This is a genomic window from Streptosporangium sp. NPDC048886 (genome assembly GCF_055586905.1).
Genome location: NZ_JBVJHH010000070.1, coordinates 19,338 through 33,433, shown reverse-complemented (window position 1 = coordinate 33,433; position 14,096 = coordinate 19,338). Strand labels below are relative to the sequence as shown.

Here is a 14,096-nt window from a genome sequence, read left to right as displayed (position 1 = left end):
CGACGTCGAACCTAGGCCGGGCGTCACCGGCCGACATCACCCTAAGGGGTGAGACGGCACCACCCGGCAGGATGGAATCTCAGTCAGGCAGATCGCCGCGGCCCACGAGCCCGTTCTCGTACGCGTGGATCACCGCGTGCACGCGGTCGCGCAGGTTCAGTTTCTGCAGGATGGCCCGGACGTGCGACTTCACCGTGTTCTCGCTCAGCACCAGTTCCGCGCAGATCTCGCTGTTGGACCTGCCGCGGGCGAGCAGGCCGAAGATCTCGGCCTCACGTGGGGTGAGGCCGTCCAGGGCCGCCGTCCTCCGCATCGGCACCTGCCGTACGAGATCGAGGATCGTCGCGGCCACCCCCGGGGCCAGCGCCGACGTCCCGGAGGCGACGTCACACACGGCCTGGGCCAGGGCGGCGGGCCGGACGTCCTTGGTCAGGTAGCCGCTCGCGCCGGCCCGGATGGCAGCCACGACCAGTTCGTCGTCATCGAACGTCGTCAGCATGAGCACCCGGGTCGCCGGTGCGATCCTGACGATCTCCGCCGTGGCGGCGACCCCGTCCATGCGCGGCATGCGGATGTCCATCAGTACCACGTCGAGGCGGTGCCGCCGGACGACCTCGATCGCGTCGCTGCCGTTCGCGACGTCGTGGGTGACCTCGATGCGTTCGTCGGCCGACAGCACCGTACGGAGCGAGGCCCGCAGCAACTCCTGATCGTCGACGAGCATGACATGGATCCCGGTCATGACCCCTCCTTCGTGGGGAGCCGCGCCCGCAGCACCCACCCGTCGTCCCCGTCGTCGATCGACAGGGTGCCGCCTGCGGTACGCACACGTTCCTCGATCCCTATCAAGCCGGTCCCCTGGCTGCCGACCTCGCGAAGCGCCTTGCCGCCGTCGTCGCGCACCTCCACCACCACCTCGGCCGGGGTCCAGCGCAGGCCAACGGTCACCTCGACCGGTGGTTCGAGGTGACGCAGCGCGTTGGTGATGCCCTCCTGCACGGTCCGGACCGCCGCGACCTCGGCACTCAGGCTCAGTGGCCGTCGCTCACCCACCTCCGCGAAGGTCACCGCATGGAGCGGGCTCGCCGCCGAGGCCACGAGGTCAGGGAGGGCATCGAGCGAGATCGGGACCTCTCTGGGCCGGGAATCGGCGCGCGGCGCCACGGTGGCCGGGCCCAAGGTGGCCAGCATCGCTCGCAGACCTTGGTGGGCGTCCCGGCCGGCCTCGGCGATGTCGCCGAGTTCGCGGCGGGTCGCCGGATCCGCCGTCGTCACCGCCGCGGCCTCGATCCGCGCGACCATGACGGTGACCGTGTGGGCGATCACGTCATGCAGGTCGCGGCGGATGCTGGCCCGTTCGTCCGCGACCGCCGCGGCCAGTCGTTCGCTCTCGGCTCGTCGGTCGGCCTCGTGCCTGCGACGTACCAGCAGGGCCGCAAGCCACACACCGCCGACCACGAGCATCAGCAGCCCACCCTCGACCAGACGGGTCCACCAAGGGGTGTCAGGGGGCAGCCGGGCCCACGCCACCAGCTCGGTGAGGACGACCCCGAGCGCGGCGACGGCCAACGCAACCACCGAGGACCTGACCGAGACCAGGCTGGTCAGCCGCCACAACGTGAGGGGGAAGCACACAGCCGAGGGCAGCATGCTCGGTGACCAACCCAGGGAGGGCGTCAACACCAGGACGAGCATCGCCAGCGCGCCGATCGCGTACCCCACCCACGGCCGTCGATGGGCCACCACCGCTCCCACATGGAGCAGGACGACAGCACCCGCCGCGGCGAAGATCTGCCACAGGTCCGCGCCGAGGTGCCAGACGCCCGCCAGGATGATCACCGTAAGGAGAGCCAGGACCACGTGCGCCACCACCGTCGTCGCCGGCCATGTGCTCCGGCGCTGGGGGGCTGTCACGGTTGTCGCCTTCCGGTGGGCTCGTGGTGGGGAGCCGTGCCTGGCTCGACGTGCCACAGGATAGCCAGCGGCGGGCAGGCCGATTCTGGCGCCCCGCCACGAACTCGCCGGTGAAGCCCGTCGACGAGCTGCCTCATCGAACGCCGAGCCGTCGAAGCGGCCGACGTCCCAGAAGACCGCGCGCGGGCAGAACGTGGGGCGGGCGGGCAGACGCTGTCCTGAGCCGTGGTCAGGCGGCGTGGTGGTATTCGCTGATCACGCTTGTGACGACGGGTCTTCGGCCATCACCAGGTTGCGGACCCGCGCCGTCCGGGGTGCGCGGTCACGCCGGCGCGGGAGCGCGTGCGGCTGGGAGCTACGTCCGGTGTATGGCGGTCGTCGGTCACAGCAGGAGGCCGGCCAGCTCCTCCAGCAGTGCGCCGTCGAAGACCTGCCCGATCGCGGCGGCGCCGATGGCCACGACCACCGTGAGCAGATCGACGTCCAGCGTCTTGTCGCGCAGCGCCCGCAGTCCGGCCGGCCCGGGCTCCCATCCACCGGCTGCGTGACAGGCCAGGTGCAGGCTCCACCACAGCCACGGTGGAGCCCCGGCCAGCTGGGCGATGACACCGGACCTCCTTCATCCACGCCAGGCGGGAACCCGTACCTACTCCCAGCGTGGTAGCCGAACGCACTCCCCACGAACGACGACCGCGGGTGCTCGGCACGGCGACGATCTCTCCATGAAGAAACCCGGATGACCCCTCTGCGGAAGTCACGTCGTCGTGGCCCGCGAGCACCGCCCGACTTTCGCCGCCCCGGCCACCGGGGGCGCCTGTCCTCTTCGCTCTCACAGGAGATCCCAACGTGCTCGTCCGACCCGTCAAAGCGTTCGCGCTGCTGTCCACGGGCCTGCTCTCCGGCGCGTTCGGCTATGGGGCCGTGAACGTCGCCTACGCGTTCCGGATCGTGCCCCTCGATGTGCGCCTGACGTTCCACACGGCGCTGATGCAGGTGAACGGCGTCGTCATGCAGACGTTGATGGCCATGGCGATAACCAGTTCACTCGTGCTCGCCGTCATGACGCACGCCGTCCCACGGCTCCTCGCTGCGGGCGCGGCCGCCCTGGCCGTGACCTCGTTCCTGGTCACCCGGTTCGGCAACGTCCCCATCAATGGCCAGATCAAGCGGTGGGCCGTCACCTCGGCCCCAGCCGATCACGCGACGATCCTGCAGCGGTGGGAGGCGTTCCACTTTTTGCGGACCACCACCGCGTTCGTCGCGTTCCTCCTCGTCGTCCTGCTCGTCTCCGTCGGTGACCGGCTCAAGAAGCCCAGCACCGCTGAATGACGGCGGCCTCGCTGCCTCCCCGAGACCACGCCGCGATCCGTGTCCCTCCTCGTGGAGATGACCCGTGGCGGGAACTCCCCATCCATCCTGACCATCCTGAGTGCCCGCGCACGTGCTCCGCGCGCGGGCAACAGTTAGGAGACACCCATGCATGTCCAACCCTGGCGACTGGCGTCCGCCTTGGCCCTCATGCTCGCCGCGGTGACGGCCGGCTCCGGGGCGGCGTCCGCGTCGTCCGTGGTGGCCTCTGCCGCTGGCGCGCCCAGCGGTTGGGTCGCGACCTGGGCGGCCTCACCGCAGCGACCGGGCGTGAATTACACCCCGAACTGGTCGGAGCAGGGTTTCGCCCATCAGACGATCCGCCAGGTGGTCCGGGTCAGTGCCGGTGGCGTGGCGGCCCGGATCCGCCTGTCCAACGCCTACGGCACCACCCCGTTGAAGGTTGCCGGGGCCACCGTCGCCCGCACTGCGGGTGGCGCCGCCGTCCGGCGCGGGTCGCTCCGACATCTCACCGTCAACCGGGCCCGGGCCTTCACCGTACCGGCCGGCGCCGAGATCACCAGCGATGCGGTACCGCTGCCGCTGGACGCCCTGAACTCGGTCACGATCACGCTCTACCTGGCTGAACCGACCGGCCCGGCGACCTACCATGCCCAGGCCACGGCGACCAGCTACCGGTCCGCCGGCGACCACCGGGCAGACGTCGGCGGCACGGCGTTCACCGAGACCTCCCAGTCCTGGTACTACCTGAGCGGAGTCGATGTCGTCGGCGGCGCGCGACGCCAGGGCGTGGTCGCCTTCGGCGATTCCCTCACCGACGGCTACGGCTCCAGCGCGGACGCCGACAACCGCTACCCCGACGAACTGGCCGAGCGCCTGGCCGCGGCCGGTCGGCCTCGCGCCGTACTCAACCAGGGCATCAGCGGAAATCGGGTGACGGTCGACTCCGTGTGGCTCGGCGACAAGGGCGTCTCCCGCTTCCGGCGCGACGTCCTCGGTCAGCCCGGCGTGGGCACGGTCATCATTCTGGAGGGCATCAACGACATCGGCATGAGCGAGGCCCCCTCCCCGATCGGCGCGCCACCCACCGACGTCTCCGCCCAGCAGATCATCGCCGGGCACCGCGACCTGATCCGGCAGGCCCGCACCAAGGGGCTGCGGGTCATCGGCGCCACCCTGCCGCCGATGAAGGGATCGCGGTATCACAGCGAGCGCAGCGAGACCAAGCGGGATGAGGTCAACACCTGGATCCGCACGTCGGGCGAGTACGACGCGGTGGTCGATCTCGACCGCACACTGGCCTCACCCTCCGACGGGGACCAGCTCAACCCCGCCTACGACCTGGGTGACCACCTGCACCTCAACGACATCGGCTATCGCGCGACGGCTCACGCCGTCGACCTCGCCGACCTCCACTGACGCGACCCCTTGAACGGAGGTGTGCAGGCCCGCCCGCCCAGGCTGCTCGCGGGCGCGGCCCATCGGGCTCATCGCTGTCGTCGCAGGTCATGAACCCGAGCTGCCCCCGGGTGCCTTGACGGCGAGGAGCCTCCTCCGCGTGAGATGTGCAGGGGGCTCCGGTGTTGCTGATGCGCGGTGTGTGTCAGCCCAGGCTGACACACACCGCGCCTGTCAATCCAGCCTGACAGCCTGCTTGAGGAAGACGATGCCGTCGATCATGTCGAGCTGGGCCGGGTCCAGTGGGAAATAGGCGAAATCGTGGGAGATGCGCGGGGCGGGCTCCGTGACGGCCTCGGCCAGGCGGCGGGCGTCGACGAGAGAGTGATCCCACGGGAGCGTGGACAGGATGCCCTCGACGGTGTCCGGGGGCGGGGTGTTGTCGCCGGCCGTGCCGAGGGCCGAGGCCAGGAAGGCGTACCGGTCGCCCAGATGCGCTTCGGTGATCGCCCCCGCGCTCCACCACTCCAGCAGCTGGTCGCCGAGCGGCATGAGGCTCTTGTTCCGCTGCAGGTGGAGGTTGTGGGCGAAGACCAGGGCCGGGCCGCGCTCGGCGACGGCACGCAGGTTGGCGGCCATCATCGCGTCCCGCAGGGCCGACAGCCGCGCCACCCGCGCCGGGGACGCGTCGGCCATCCAGTAGTGGTAGCGGAGCAGGCCGACGGCGGTGCGCCCGTACAGTGCCGCCCGCTCCCTGTCCTCCGTGCTCAGCCGCGGCATCTGCGTGTCGAGCAGCGCCACCAGGTCGTCGGTGATCAGTCGCAGCCGCTGGGCGTCGGCGGACTGGCCGATCGACTGGGACGGATCCATGACCGTGGCCTCGTTCGACCACCGGTCGTCCGGGCCCAGCAGCGTGTCGAGGGTCTCCCCGGTGCAGGGGAGCGGGCCCTCGAGGAGGGCGCAGAGGGCGGTGAGCGCCTGACGCGGGCTCGCCGCCCAATATTCCAGAGGGCCGTCGAAGCCGAAGAACCGGAGCTTCTCGTCATGCTCCTCGTTGTAGGCCCGCATCCAGCGCACGAGCTCGCGGGTGGCCGATGGGGCGCCGAAGCCGTGGCTGAAGCCGCGTTCCATGACGTCGTCGAGCGTGCCCGCGCCCGTCGTGACGTAGTCGTCCACCACCAGGCCCATGAGGCAGTCGCTCTCGATGGCGAACGACCGGTAGCCCTCGTGCTCGACCAGATGCCGGAAGATCTCGTTGCGCAACTCGCCCAGCTCTCCCACGAAGTGCCTGGCCTCGCCCAGGCCGAGCAGCAGGGGCTTGGCGGGCAACGACCGCAGGAACGCCGAGACGCTTGCGCCATCGAACGGACGGGCTGTGTCCTTGATATCCATGCCTTCAACGGTATCGTTGAACATTCGATGTAAACTTTTCCCTGAAAATCCCCGCTCTTGTCGCGATGAACCTTCAATCGGTGATGCATCCATGGGGCCAGTCGACCCAGCGCGCGAGCACGGCCTGCCCACCCAGGCGATCAGGGACTACGAGGACGCCGGCATCCTGCCCGCCGCCGAACGCACCGTCCACGGCTACCGCACCGAGGTAGCACAGGAACGGGCCGCACTCGGTGAGCGATCCTTCGGGCAGCCCGGCTTCGAGGGCTTTGCAGATCTTGGCCCTGTCGTCGCCGGTCACGGGACGCCGGAGGTGGCGCAGGGCGGCCTGTTCGTCGTCGGTGGGCTGGCTGTAGATGCGCAGCGTGTCGAGGCGGGAGTGGCCGGCCGGTTCAGCGACGGTGACGAGGTCTTCGCCGCCGCGAATCAGCTGGGCGACGAAGGGGTGGCGGCCGATGTGGGCGGTGGTGGGGTCCTCCAAACCGGCGGCCTGGGCGCGGGCGATGGCGGCCTTGCCCAGGCCGCGCCGCAGGTGGAAGTCGTCGAGCGCGGCCCGGAGCCGACAGGCTCGATCAGCCGATCGGTGGTGCGAGGTATTCCAGCGCATAACCGTCGCCGGAGGGGGTTACGCGGGCGATGCCGGGTGAGTCGAGGTGGGCGCCGGCTACGAAGTGGTGTGGTTGGGTCAGTTGTTCGAGGAGGGCCGCTCTCGCGGCGCGGGCCTGGGACTGGTCGCCGTCGAGCTCCCAGGACACGTTCGGCTGATCGAATTGGAGCGTGGGAACGTGAACGGTGTCGCCCCAGACGAGAAGGTGGCCGGTGCCGCTCCTGACGTCGTAGACGGTGTGACCGGGTGTGTGGCCCGGTGTCGGGATCGCGGTGGTCCAGTCGTTGATCGCGACCTTCTCCGACACGGGTACGACCCGGTCGCGGATCGGCTCGAGCCGCCCCGTGAACACCGAGGTGTCGCCCGCGCCGATCCACACGCGCTCGAGTTTGGTGAACGCCTCTGAACCGTCCGGCGCGATCAGGCCGCTCACGTGGTCTTCGTGCCTGTGGGTGATGGCCACATCGGTGACATGCGCGCGGTCGATTCCCGCTTCGTCGAGCGCATCGTAGATCAATCCCATGGTGGGGTCGTGCCAGGCGTTGGACGCGCCGGTGTCGATGAGAACCGACCGTGTGCCGTCGGTGACGAAGAAGGCGTTGACCGACAGCCGCAAGTTTTCGCCCGCCAGCGGGACGGCGGCCGGCAGCTCATCGAGCGTGCTCCCATCCTCGTCGCGGAGCCGTGTCGGTGGCATGTCGATGTACCCGTCTCGCAACGAGATCACCTGCAGATCGCCGAATTCGAACGTGGCATGGTGCTGGCCACTCGAGATCAGACGCATGGAACCTCCGGCGTGTCGGTCTGATTCTTCTACCCATGCGGCGTAGACCGGCAAAGTAGCCGTTCCCCGCATGCGTGGCCGAGGCGTCCCGCAACGGTGCGGATGTCCACACAGATCTCTTCCGGCACAATCGGTGTGGTCTTGTCCGGCGGCAACATCGCCTGGACCACGTTCCGTCGCTGGTCGTCCGCGCCGAGGGCAGCGGGAGAACTTGTGGGGTGCCTGGCCTGCACGGGAGCGCGCAGCGGACCCTTCATGACGGCATCAGCCTGTTCACCCAGTACATGAGTGCCGAGCGGATCGCGGCCATCGCCTACGAGGGCGCCGAGGCGGCCGACGATCCGTTCTGGCCCGCTTCCGGCGCCACCAGCCAGGCCGCGTATCGAGTCGTGATCAATCTGCGGGATTCGCCCTCACGGCGGGGCCTGGTCCGTTAGGTCGTCTTGCGTGACGCGTGTGCGACGATGACTCCAGGCACCACCTTCGACCATCGCACTGGCGTGGAGACGTTCCGGCAAGGGCAGGGAGGCGCAGTGGCGCGAGTACTGGTGGTCGGCCTTGATCCCGCCAAGATCCAGGGCTGGGACCCGGAGCCGGTTCAGGCGGCGATAGCACGCGGTCAGGCCCGTTTCGACGATCAGGGCATCGAGGCCGACTATTGCCTGGTGGCACTCGAGGAGAACCCCGAAGGAGCGGTCGTTGAGGCGCTGACCCGCAACGACTACGCCTGTGTGGTGATCGGGGGCGGCATCCGCACGCACGAGCCGTTGCTCGAATTCTTCGAGAAGGTGGTCAACCTGGTCCGGCGGCACGCGCCCGACGCCGCCATCGCCTTCAACAGCAGCCCCGAGGATTGCGCCGACGCCGCTGTACGGTGGCTGCGCCAGGGCGTGTAGCGGGTCATGATCAAGAGACGGCCTGGGTGAGGTCTTTGATCCAGATCATCGAGGCGCGCGGGTGGAGTCCGGCGAGGTGGCTTTCCGGGGTCTTGCCGTAGCGGGTGGCGATGCCTCGCCATGCCTGATGCCGCGTCTGCGCAGGTGGGGGCGGTTGCCACGGGACGGGTAGGCCTTATCGGCGGCGACCGCGTCCGGCCGGGTGCGGGGCCGGCCGACAGGCCCGCTGACCCGCGTCTTCCCCGGCACGGGGATGAACTGCGGGCTGTCCGCGACCTGTCCCGCGGTCAGGACAAACGCCACAGGGCGGCACTCGCGGTCGGCTGCCGGCCATTGGTCCGGCAGTCCGGCGTGAAACTTCCTCTCCTCCATCAAATTCAAGGAGCACACATCACGATCTTCGGGCAACGTGCCCATGGCCGTACCCGGCTCGTCACCGGCGTCGTACGCCCATAGCCGTACCGGGCTGACGTCATGGGGCCGGCGCGACGGCGTCGCAGGGCTCGAGTGCCTGCGACGAGGACGACGGGGACGCCGCGGCGGCGGGTGACCGGCGCGAGAGCAGGTATCCCGTCAGTGCGGCGAGCAGGCCGGCCGCCGCGAAGCCGCCCGTCGGCACGGAGGCGTCGATCGCCGCCCCCACGACCGGGGAGCCGAGCGCGAACCCCGCGCTCGCCGCCGAGGACTGCAGGCCGGTCGCCTCACCTCGCACACCGGCCGGCGTCAGCCGGCTCACCGCGTCGGAGACCATGGAAAGGGCCGGTGCGGTGAGCAGCCCGGCACCGATGACGGCCACACACAGCCAAGGCCAGTCATGGGCGAGTCCGGCCGGAATCGTCACCAGCCCGAGCAGGCCGAGCAGCAGCCAGATGGGCATCGGCCGGGGCAGCGCTCCGTACACCAGACCGCCCACGACGGATGTCACCCCGAACACGGCCACGACCACGGCCGCCCACGAGACCTGACCGGCTTCTTGAAGAGTGGCGACGATGGCCAGGTCGACGCCGCTGAGCGGCATCGCGACGCCGAACCCCATCGTCAGAACAGCGACCATGCGCGCTCCCAGCCACTCCCGGCGCCGGGGCCGGCCTGCTGCCTCGCCGTCCGCCTCGTCCTCGGCCCGCAGCGGCGGGTTGAGCAGGGCGATCCCATGCCCCGCCGGCGACGATCACGGCGCCCACTCCCCATGCCACCACACTGGGGGACACCTTCGCCGCGCACAGGATCACCACCGCCGGCCCCACCATGTACGACAGCTCGCCCGCCACCGACTCCAGCGCGAACTCTGCCCGCCGCTGCCCTGCCGTCGTCGTCGCGGCGATCGCCTGCCTGGTAACCGGTTGGACCGGCACCATCAGCAGACCGGCGGCGAAGGAGGCGCCCAGCAAGATCACGTACGGCAGCGCAGGCACGGTCAGCCAGAACACGAACTGCGGCACAAGGGTGTCGCCAGCGACGCCGATCCGCTGCCGGTGGTGCTGTTCTCGAACACGTGCGCCTGGCGGACGTCGGTGCTGGAAACGATGGAAGGCACAGGGCGCCGCCGGCGGGTGGCGTTCGAAAGCAACAGTCTCGCCGGAGTGCTCGCCGCACTACGGGCCGGGCTCGGAGCGGCGGCGCTCCTGCCCGCCAACCTCGAGCCGGCCATGGCCTGCCACGACACGGCCGCGTCGCCTGCTCTGCCGGACGTCGAACTCGGCCTTGCCCGCCACCCCGGTACCGAAGGTGACGCGCTCGTCGACGCCGTGGAGACCGCCCTGCGGCGGATGATCTGAGCCGCACACCTGACCCGCCTGTCTCCGCCGGCCGCCGGGGCGGAGGTCTCAGCCGTCATGGTGTGCCGCCCTCCTCCCTCCGCACGCCCTCGTCCCGCCACTGGCGGTGGATCTCCTCGACCTGCCTACCGCCGCGCCGGAACGTCCCCGCGCTGATCTGTGCCATTTCCTGGCGGATGCGGCGCGCGCCGTCCTCATCATCAGCGGCCGGCGCGGTGTCGTGCTCACGTCCTGCAGGCGCACCACGCGTTCCTGGTCGGCTCTGGCCAGGCCTGTTGTGGACCGGGGCAGCACGGAGTCCTCACTATCTCCGAGATCGTCCAGGCCGTCCTGGCCGTGGGCAACGACGCCGAACTCCCCGGCCTACACCTCCATCGGCTCCGCCACACCTACGCCACCCGACCCGCCTCCCTCGACATCTCGGCCCCATACGTCCCACCCTGTGCCTCGATAGCCTGACCAGGCCCGTTCACAGCAACTGTGCGGCAAGCTCCTGCCATTGACGCAGTGGCGGCTCATCTGGTGTGGCCGTCAGCACGTGCAGGCTGACGTGGTCCGCACCGGCGTCGAACTGCTGCTCAACCCGCCGGGCGACGTCTTCGGGCCCGCCGGTGGCAACCAGGGCGTCGACCAGCCGGTCGTCGAGGGATCCGGCGTCGTCGAATCCCAGGTCGCCCAGCAGCGCGAGCCGGTTGGGCAGGGCGGCGGCCGCGTGGGCACGGGCCAACTCGGCCCCGCGGGCGCGGGACGGGTCCAGGACGACGAGCTGGGTGACCGCCAGCAGCGCGTGCGGCCCGAGCAGGCTCCTGGCCTGACGGGTGTGCTCGATCGGCATGCCCAGCGGGTGGGCGCCCCACGCGCGTTCGGCGGCGAGCTGGAGCATCTTCGGGCCCAGCGCGGCCAGGACCCGAGGCGCTGCGGGGATCGACGGGCCGAACGGGGCGGTGTCCATCGCGTCCAGATAGGCGCGCATGGTCGCCACCGGTGGGCCGAAGCGGTGGCCACGCACGTCGGTGACCAGGGCGGGGTGGCTGACGCCGAGGCCGAGCAGGAACCGTGCGGGGAATGCCTCGGCAAGGGTGCGCTGCGCGGCCGCGGCGCTGATCGCGTCGCGGGCGTAGATGCTGGCGGTGCCGGTGGCGATGACCGTCCGCCGGGTGGCCGACAGCAGCACGGCGGCCTGGGCCATCGCCTCGCGGCCGGTCGCCTCGGGAAACCACAGGGCCGGATAGCCGAGGTCCTCGATGGCGGCGGCCGCCTGACGCAAGGCGAGGGCGGGATAGCGGTCCATCTCACCCGCCCAGATGCCGACCCGCCCGAGGGGGAGCGCGCTCATCGGTCCTGCTCGGCGGTATCCCGGGCGGCCAGGAAGCCGGCGATCTGGGCCGCTCCGGTCCGCTCCAGCCAGGTGCGCAGGTCCATCAGGCCCGGGTGCAGGGCGTGGGTGAAGGCGACATCGGCGCGGTAGCCGCGTTCGTTGAGCCAGGTGTAGGCGGCGGCGAACTCCGCGCGGACCTGGGCGATCACCTCGATCGGGATCTGGACGTAGGGCAGCGGGCGGCCGATGGTTTCGGAGATGGCCGCGGCGATCTGCACTGGGGTCAGTTCGTCCCCGGCCAGGTCGACCGCGCGCCCGATCCACTCGCCGGGCTGGGCGAAGGCCAGCGCCGCGAAGACGCCGACGTCGTCGACGGCCATGATCTGCTGGGGCACGTCGGCGGCGAACGCGGTGGCCACGGCGCCGTCGTGCAGGTGGTAGGCACCGGTGTAGTTCTCCATGAAGGAGACCGGGCGCAGGAAGGTCGCGGGCACGCCCAGCCGGGTGATGTGCTGTTCGATCCGCCACTTGTTGATCGTGTTCTGCGGCAGCTTCTCGGTGTTGTGGCGGCCCGCGCCGGCGAGCGAGGTGTAGACCAGGTGCTGCACACCGGCGGCGCGCGCCGCGTCGGCGACGTTGCGGCCCCAGCGGACCTCGTCCTCGGCGGAAAAGCCCGCCGGGGTGCCCGGGGAGCCGACGGTGGGCTGCACACTGAACAGGCCGTAGGCGCCTTCGGCCGCGGCGACGAGCGAAGCGACGTCGTCCATCTCCGCGCGGACGAGCTCGGCACCCGCCTGCGCCAGCGCCCGGGCCGCTGCGGCGTCCGGGTCGCGCGTCACCGCCCGTACCCGCCAGCCGCCGGCGAGCAGCTGCGCCGTCACGGCCCGGCCCTGCAGGCCGGTCGCCCCCACCACCACGATGGTCTTCACAATGTGTCTCCAGACGGTAGGCATGCGGAGGCCACCCGCATAAACGGGGTGGCCCTCCGATTCTGGGTGAGTACGATATGGAGGACCACCCCGTTTTTGCAAGCCCGCTGGAGATCACATGCCGCAGGACAGCCCTACGACATCGCCCGCACGGCCGATGCGCGCGGACGCGCGACGCAACCACGACCGCATCCTGGCCGCGGCCGCCGAGGCCATCGCCGAGCACGGGGCCGAGGCCTCCCTGGAAGAGATCGCCCGGCGCGCCGGCGTCGGCTCGGCCACGCTGCACCGGCACTTCCCCTCCCGGCAGCGACTGCTGGAGGCCGTCTTCCGCGACAAGGTCGAGGCCCTGTGCGCCACCGCCGCCGACCTGGCCGCCGACCCCGATCCCGGACACGCGCTGACCACCTGGCTGGGAGCCGTCGCCCGGCATGCCGTGTCCAACCGGGGCCTGGCCGCCTCGCTGATGCCGGGAGCCCATGACGGCGATCCCACGCTGGGCGCCACCTGCCACACGATGATCACCAACGCCGGTGCGGGTCTGCTGGCCCGCGCCTGCCGCGCGAACGCCGCACGACCCGACGTCTCGATCACGGACCTGCTCAAACTCGTCAATGCCATCTGCCTGGCCGTCGAGCGGGAACCCGACGGCCTGGCCCAGGCCGACCGGCTGCTCACCCTCGCGCTGACCGGAGTGCACCCCGCGGGGGAGACGGCGGGGCGGGAGATGTGACACAGGATGTGAATCATCAGTCACACTGAGCCTGCCGAGGCAGCAGACACCCAGGCAGATCATCCCCGCCACCCGCCCAGGGCCGCGAGGTCTCCGACGAACTGCTGTCGTTCATCGCCCCCGGCCACCGCGAGAACATCGACTTCTTCGGCTTCGTCGAGGTCGACATCGAAGGCGAACTCGCCGAGCTCGACGACGACTGACGGCCGCTGCGTCCCACCCTGGTCAACGAGGCCGGAACCACCTTCCTGCTCAACCCCGAACTTAGGACTCACTCGGGAATCAACACTCAAGATCGTTGCCGATGGTTGTCGATCTTCTCGGCAATGGAGGAGCGGGGGCACTCGGTCGGCAGAGCCGCCCAATGCCTTCGGCCGGACGGGGGTTGCCCTGCGGTCTCCGAGGGGCTCGGGGGGCGGGCCCGTCCGGGCTCGTTCCAGTCGACGGTCCTGGCGCCGCCTCCTTCCCGGCTCGGGGCGCGGTGCCCCCGTGGCGCATCTGCTGGCCGGAAAGGCGCTGACGGCGGGCTGCGGCTGCTCCACGGCATCGCCGACTGGCCGGAGCGGCAGCGGAACACCGTCCGGTACACCTTCCTGCACCCGGCTGCCCGCGAGCTGTGGGTGGACTGGGAACAGAAGGCCAAGGGGTGCGTCGCCCAGTTGCGGGCGATCGCCGGCACCGATCCGGATGCCCCGAATCTCGCCTCACTCGTAGGTGAGCTGATCGTCAAGAGCCCCGACTTCAACCGGCTCTGGGAGCGGTACGAGGTGCACACGATCGGCGACGGTGAGAAGACGCTCCGGCACCCGGAGGTCGGCACGATGACACTCTCGCACGAGGGGCTGTCCCTGAACCGCGCACAAGGCCAGCGCCTCATCGTCTACATGGCGCCGCCCGGCAGCCCGGACCACGACGCGATGACGCTCCTCGACCTCGCCGCCTCCGGTCCGTCCGGCGGTTCCGGCGAGACGGCGCCCGTCTCACCCTTCCGGGGACAGGGCTAGTCGAACGTCTCACCCTT

General features: G+C 70.5%; 15 protein-coding genes and 3 pseudogenes. 8 read left to right on the top strand and 10 right to left on the bottom strand.

Going from position 1 to position 14,096, the window contains the following annotated elements:
* Window positions 1-79: 79 nt before the first annotated feature.
* Together ACZ6R6_RS46400 and ACZ6R6_RS46395 are read right to left on the bottom strand one after the other, a co-directional pair.
* Window positions 80-742 carry a response regulator gene (locus tag ACZ6R6_RS46400; protein ID WP_470103607.1) on the bottom strand — a complete coding sequence of 221 codons (663 nt, stop codon included), beginning with the start codon at window positions 740-742 and terminating at the stop codon, window positions 80-82.
* Entirely contained in the window at window positions 739-1,914 is a 1,176-nt protein-coding gene (locus ACZ6R6_RS46395) for a sensor histidine kinase (RefSeq protein ID WP_470103605.1), read from the bottom strand. The genes ACZ6R6_RS46400 and ACZ6R6_RS46395 overlap by 4 nt, the downstream gene beginning before the upstream one ends.
* A gap of 846 nt (window positions 1,915-2,760) precedes the next feature.
* Between ACZ6R6_RS46395 and ACZ6R6_RS46390 the strand changes: the two genes are divergently transcribed.
* Together ACZ6R6_RS46390 and ACZ6R6_RS46385 are read left to right on the top strand one after the other, a co-directional pair.
* On the top strand, window positions 2,761-3,243 hold the full coding sequence (locus tag ACZ6R6_RS46390) for an anthrone oxygenase family protein (RefSeq protein ID WP_470103603.1): 483 nt from the start codon (window positions 2,761-2,763) through the stop codon (window positions 3,241-3,243).
* 309 nt (window positions 3,244-3,552) lie between these two features.
* Window positions 3,553-4,662 carry an SGNH/GDSL hydrolase family protein gene (locus ACZ6R6_RS46385; protein WP_470103602.1) on the top strand — a complete coding sequence of 370 codons (1,110 nt, stop codon included), beginning with the start codon at window positions 3,553-3,555 and terminating at the stop codon, window positions 4,660-4,662.
* A 213-nt stretch (window positions 4,663-4,875) separates the two neighbouring features.
* Here ACZ6R6_RS46385 and ACZ6R6_RS46380 read toward each other — a convergent pair whose 3' ends face one another.
* Window positions 4,876-6,033 (bottom strand): erythromycin esterase family protein, encoded by a 1,158-nt coding sequence (locus ACZ6R6_RS46380; RefSeq protein WP_470103601.1) that lies wholly within the window; start codon window positions 6,031-6,033, stop codon window positions 4,876-4,878.
* Between ACZ6R6_RS46380 and ACZ6R6_RS46375 the strand changes: the two are divergent.
* A pseudogene (locus ACZ6R6_RS46375) lies at window positions 6,032-6,193 on the top strand (hypothetical protein); the annotation flags it as partial. The gene ACZ6R6_RS46380 and the pseudogene ACZ6R6_RS46375 sit on opposite strands and share 2 nt — an antisense overlap.
* A 189-nt stretch (window positions 6,194-6,382) precedes the next feature.
* Here the strand turns inward: ACZ6R6_RS46375 and ACZ6R6_RS46370 are convergent.
* Both ACZ6R6_RS46370 and ACZ6R6_RS46365 read right to left on the bottom strand, forming a co-directional pair.
* Window positions 6,383-6,640 (bottom strand): annotated as a pseudogene (locus ACZ6R6_RS46370) (tyrosine-type recombinase/integrase); the annotation flags it as partial.
* Window positions 6,606-7,424, bottom strand: coding sequence for an MBL fold metallo-hydrolase (locus tag ACZ6R6_RS46365; protein ID WP_470103599.1), 819 nt, complete (start codon window positions 7,422-7,424; stop codon window positions 6,606-6,608). The pseudogene ACZ6R6_RS46370 and the gene ACZ6R6_RS46365, both read right to left, overlap by 35 nt.
* 218 nt (window positions 7,425-7,642) lie before the next feature.
* Between ACZ6R6_RS46365 and ACZ6R6_RS46360 the strand changes: the two genes are divergently transcribed.
* A complete protein-coding gene (locus ACZ6R6_RS46360; RefSeq protein WP_470103597.1) occupies window positions 7,643-7,861 on the top strand; it encodes a hypothetical protein in 219 nt (72 codons plus the stop codon).
* A 96-nt stretch (window positions 7,862-7,957) separates the two neighbouring features.
* The gene (locus ACZ6R6_RS46355; protein WP_470103595.1) at window positions 7,958-8,320 is read left to right on the top strand and encodes a hypothetical protein; all 363 of its coding nucleotides are present in this window, start codon (window positions 7,958-7,960) and stop codon (window positions 8,318-8,320) included.
* Between the two features lie 10 nt (window positions 8,321-8,330).
* Here ACZ6R6_RS46355 and ACZ6R6_RS46350 read toward each other — a convergent pair.
* Both ACZ6R6_RS46350 and ACZ6R6_RS46345 read right to left on the bottom strand, forming a co-directional pair.
* A pseudogene (locus ACZ6R6_RS46350) lies at window positions 8,331-8,647 on the bottom strand (transposase family protein); the annotation flags it as partial.
* A gap of 145 nt (window positions 8,648-8,792) precedes the next feature.
* Complete coding sequence (locus ACZ6R6_RS46345; protein WP_470103594.1) at window positions 8,793-9,374, bottom strand: MFS transporter; 582 nt, start codon at window positions 9,372-9,374, stop codon at window positions 8,793-8,795.
* A 286-nt stretch (window positions 9,375-9,660) separates the two neighbouring features.
* Here ACZ6R6_RS46345 and ACZ6R6_RS46340 point away from each other — a divergent pair, with 286 nt between their 5' ends.
* A complete protein-coding gene (locus ACZ6R6_RS46340; RefSeq protein WP_470103593.1) occupies window positions 9,661-10,095 on the top strand; it encodes a LysR substrate-binding domain-containing protein in 435 nt (144 codons plus the stop codon).
* Window positions 10,096-10,564: 469 nt separating this feature from the next.
* On the opposite strand, the gene ACZ6R6_RS46335 is transcribed toward ACZ6R6_RS46340, so the two are convergent.
* Complete coding sequence (locus tag ACZ6R6_RS46335) at window positions 10,565-11,431, bottom strand: TIGR03620 family F420-dependent LLM class oxidoreductase (RefSeq protein ID WP_470103592.1); 867 nt, start codon at window positions 11,429-11,431, stop codon at window positions 10,565-10,567.
* Window positions 11,428-12,342 carry an NmrA/HSCARG family protein gene (locus ACZ6R6_RS46330; RefSeq protein ID WP_470103590.1) on the bottom strand — a complete coding sequence of 305 codons (915 nt, stop codon included), beginning with the start codon at window positions 12,340-12,342 and terminating at the stop codon, window positions 11,428-11,430. The genes ACZ6R6_RS46335 and ACZ6R6_RS46330 overlap by 4 nt, the downstream gene beginning before the upstream one ends.
* A gap of 118 nt (window positions 12,343-12,460) precedes the next feature.
* Between ACZ6R6_RS46330 and ACZ6R6_RS46325 the strand changes: the two genes are divergently transcribed.
* Window positions 12,461-13,075 carry a TetR/AcrR family transcriptional regulator gene (locus ACZ6R6_RS46325; RefSeq protein ID WP_470103588.1) on the top strand — a complete coding sequence of 205 codons (615 nt, stop codon included), beginning with the start codon at window positions 12,461-12,463 and terminating at the stop codon, window positions 13,073-13,075.
* 59 nt (window positions 13,076-13,134) lie between these two features.
* Here ACZ6R6_RS46325 and ACZ6R6_RS46320 read toward each other — a convergent pair whose 3' ends face one another.
* Complete coding sequence (locus ACZ6R6_RS46320) at window positions 13,135-13,350, bottom strand: hypothetical protein (protein WP_470103587.1); 216 nt, start codon at window positions 13,348-13,350, stop codon at window positions 13,135-13,137.
* Window positions 13,351-13,401: 51 nt separating this feature from the next.
* Here ACZ6R6_RS46320 and ACZ6R6_RS46315 point away from each other — a divergent pair, with 51 nt between their 5' ends.
* Window positions 13,402-14,079 (top strand): MmyB family transcriptional regulator, encoded by a 678-nt coding sequence (locus ACZ6R6_RS46315; RefSeq protein ID WP_470103585.1) that lies wholly within the window; start codon window positions 13,402-13,404, stop codon window positions 14,077-14,079.
* The last annotated feature ends 17 nt before the right edge of the window (window positions 14,080-14,096 follow it).

What these genes read in the sequence shown, in the direction of transcription:
- ACZ6R6_RS46400 (WP_470103607.1), bottom strand. Translation starts at nt 742, where the DNA reads ATGACCGGGATCCATGTCATGCTCGTCGACGATCAGGAGTTGCTGCGG.
- ACZ6R6_RS46380 (WP_470103601.1), bottom strand. Translation starts at nt 6,033, where the DNA reads ATGGATATCAAGGACACAGCCCGTCCGTTCGATGGCGCAAGCGTCTCG.
- ACZ6R6_RS46365 (WP_470103599.1), bottom strand. Translation starts at nt 7,424, where the DNA reads ATGCGTCTGATCTCGAGTGGCCAGCACCATGCCACGTTCGAATTCGGC.
- ACZ6R6_RS46345 (WP_470103594.1), bottom strand. Translation starts at nt 9,374, where the DNA reads ATGGTCGCTGTTCTGACGATGGGGTTCGGCGTCGCGATGCCGCTCAGC.
- ACZ6R6_RS46335 (WP_470103592.1), bottom strand. Translation starts at nt 11,431, where the DNA reads ATGAGCGCGCTCCCCCTCGGGCGGGTCGGCATCTGGGCGGGTGAGATG.
- ACZ6R6_RS46325 (WP_470103588.1), top strand. Translation starts at nt 12,461, where the DNA reads ATGCCGCAGGACAGCCCTACGACATCGCCCGCACGGCCGATGCGCGCG.
- ACZ6R6_RS46315 (WP_470103585.1), top strand. Translation starts at nt 13,402, where the DNA reads ATGGAGGAGCGGGGGCACTCGGTCGGCAGAGCCGCCCAATGCCTTCGG.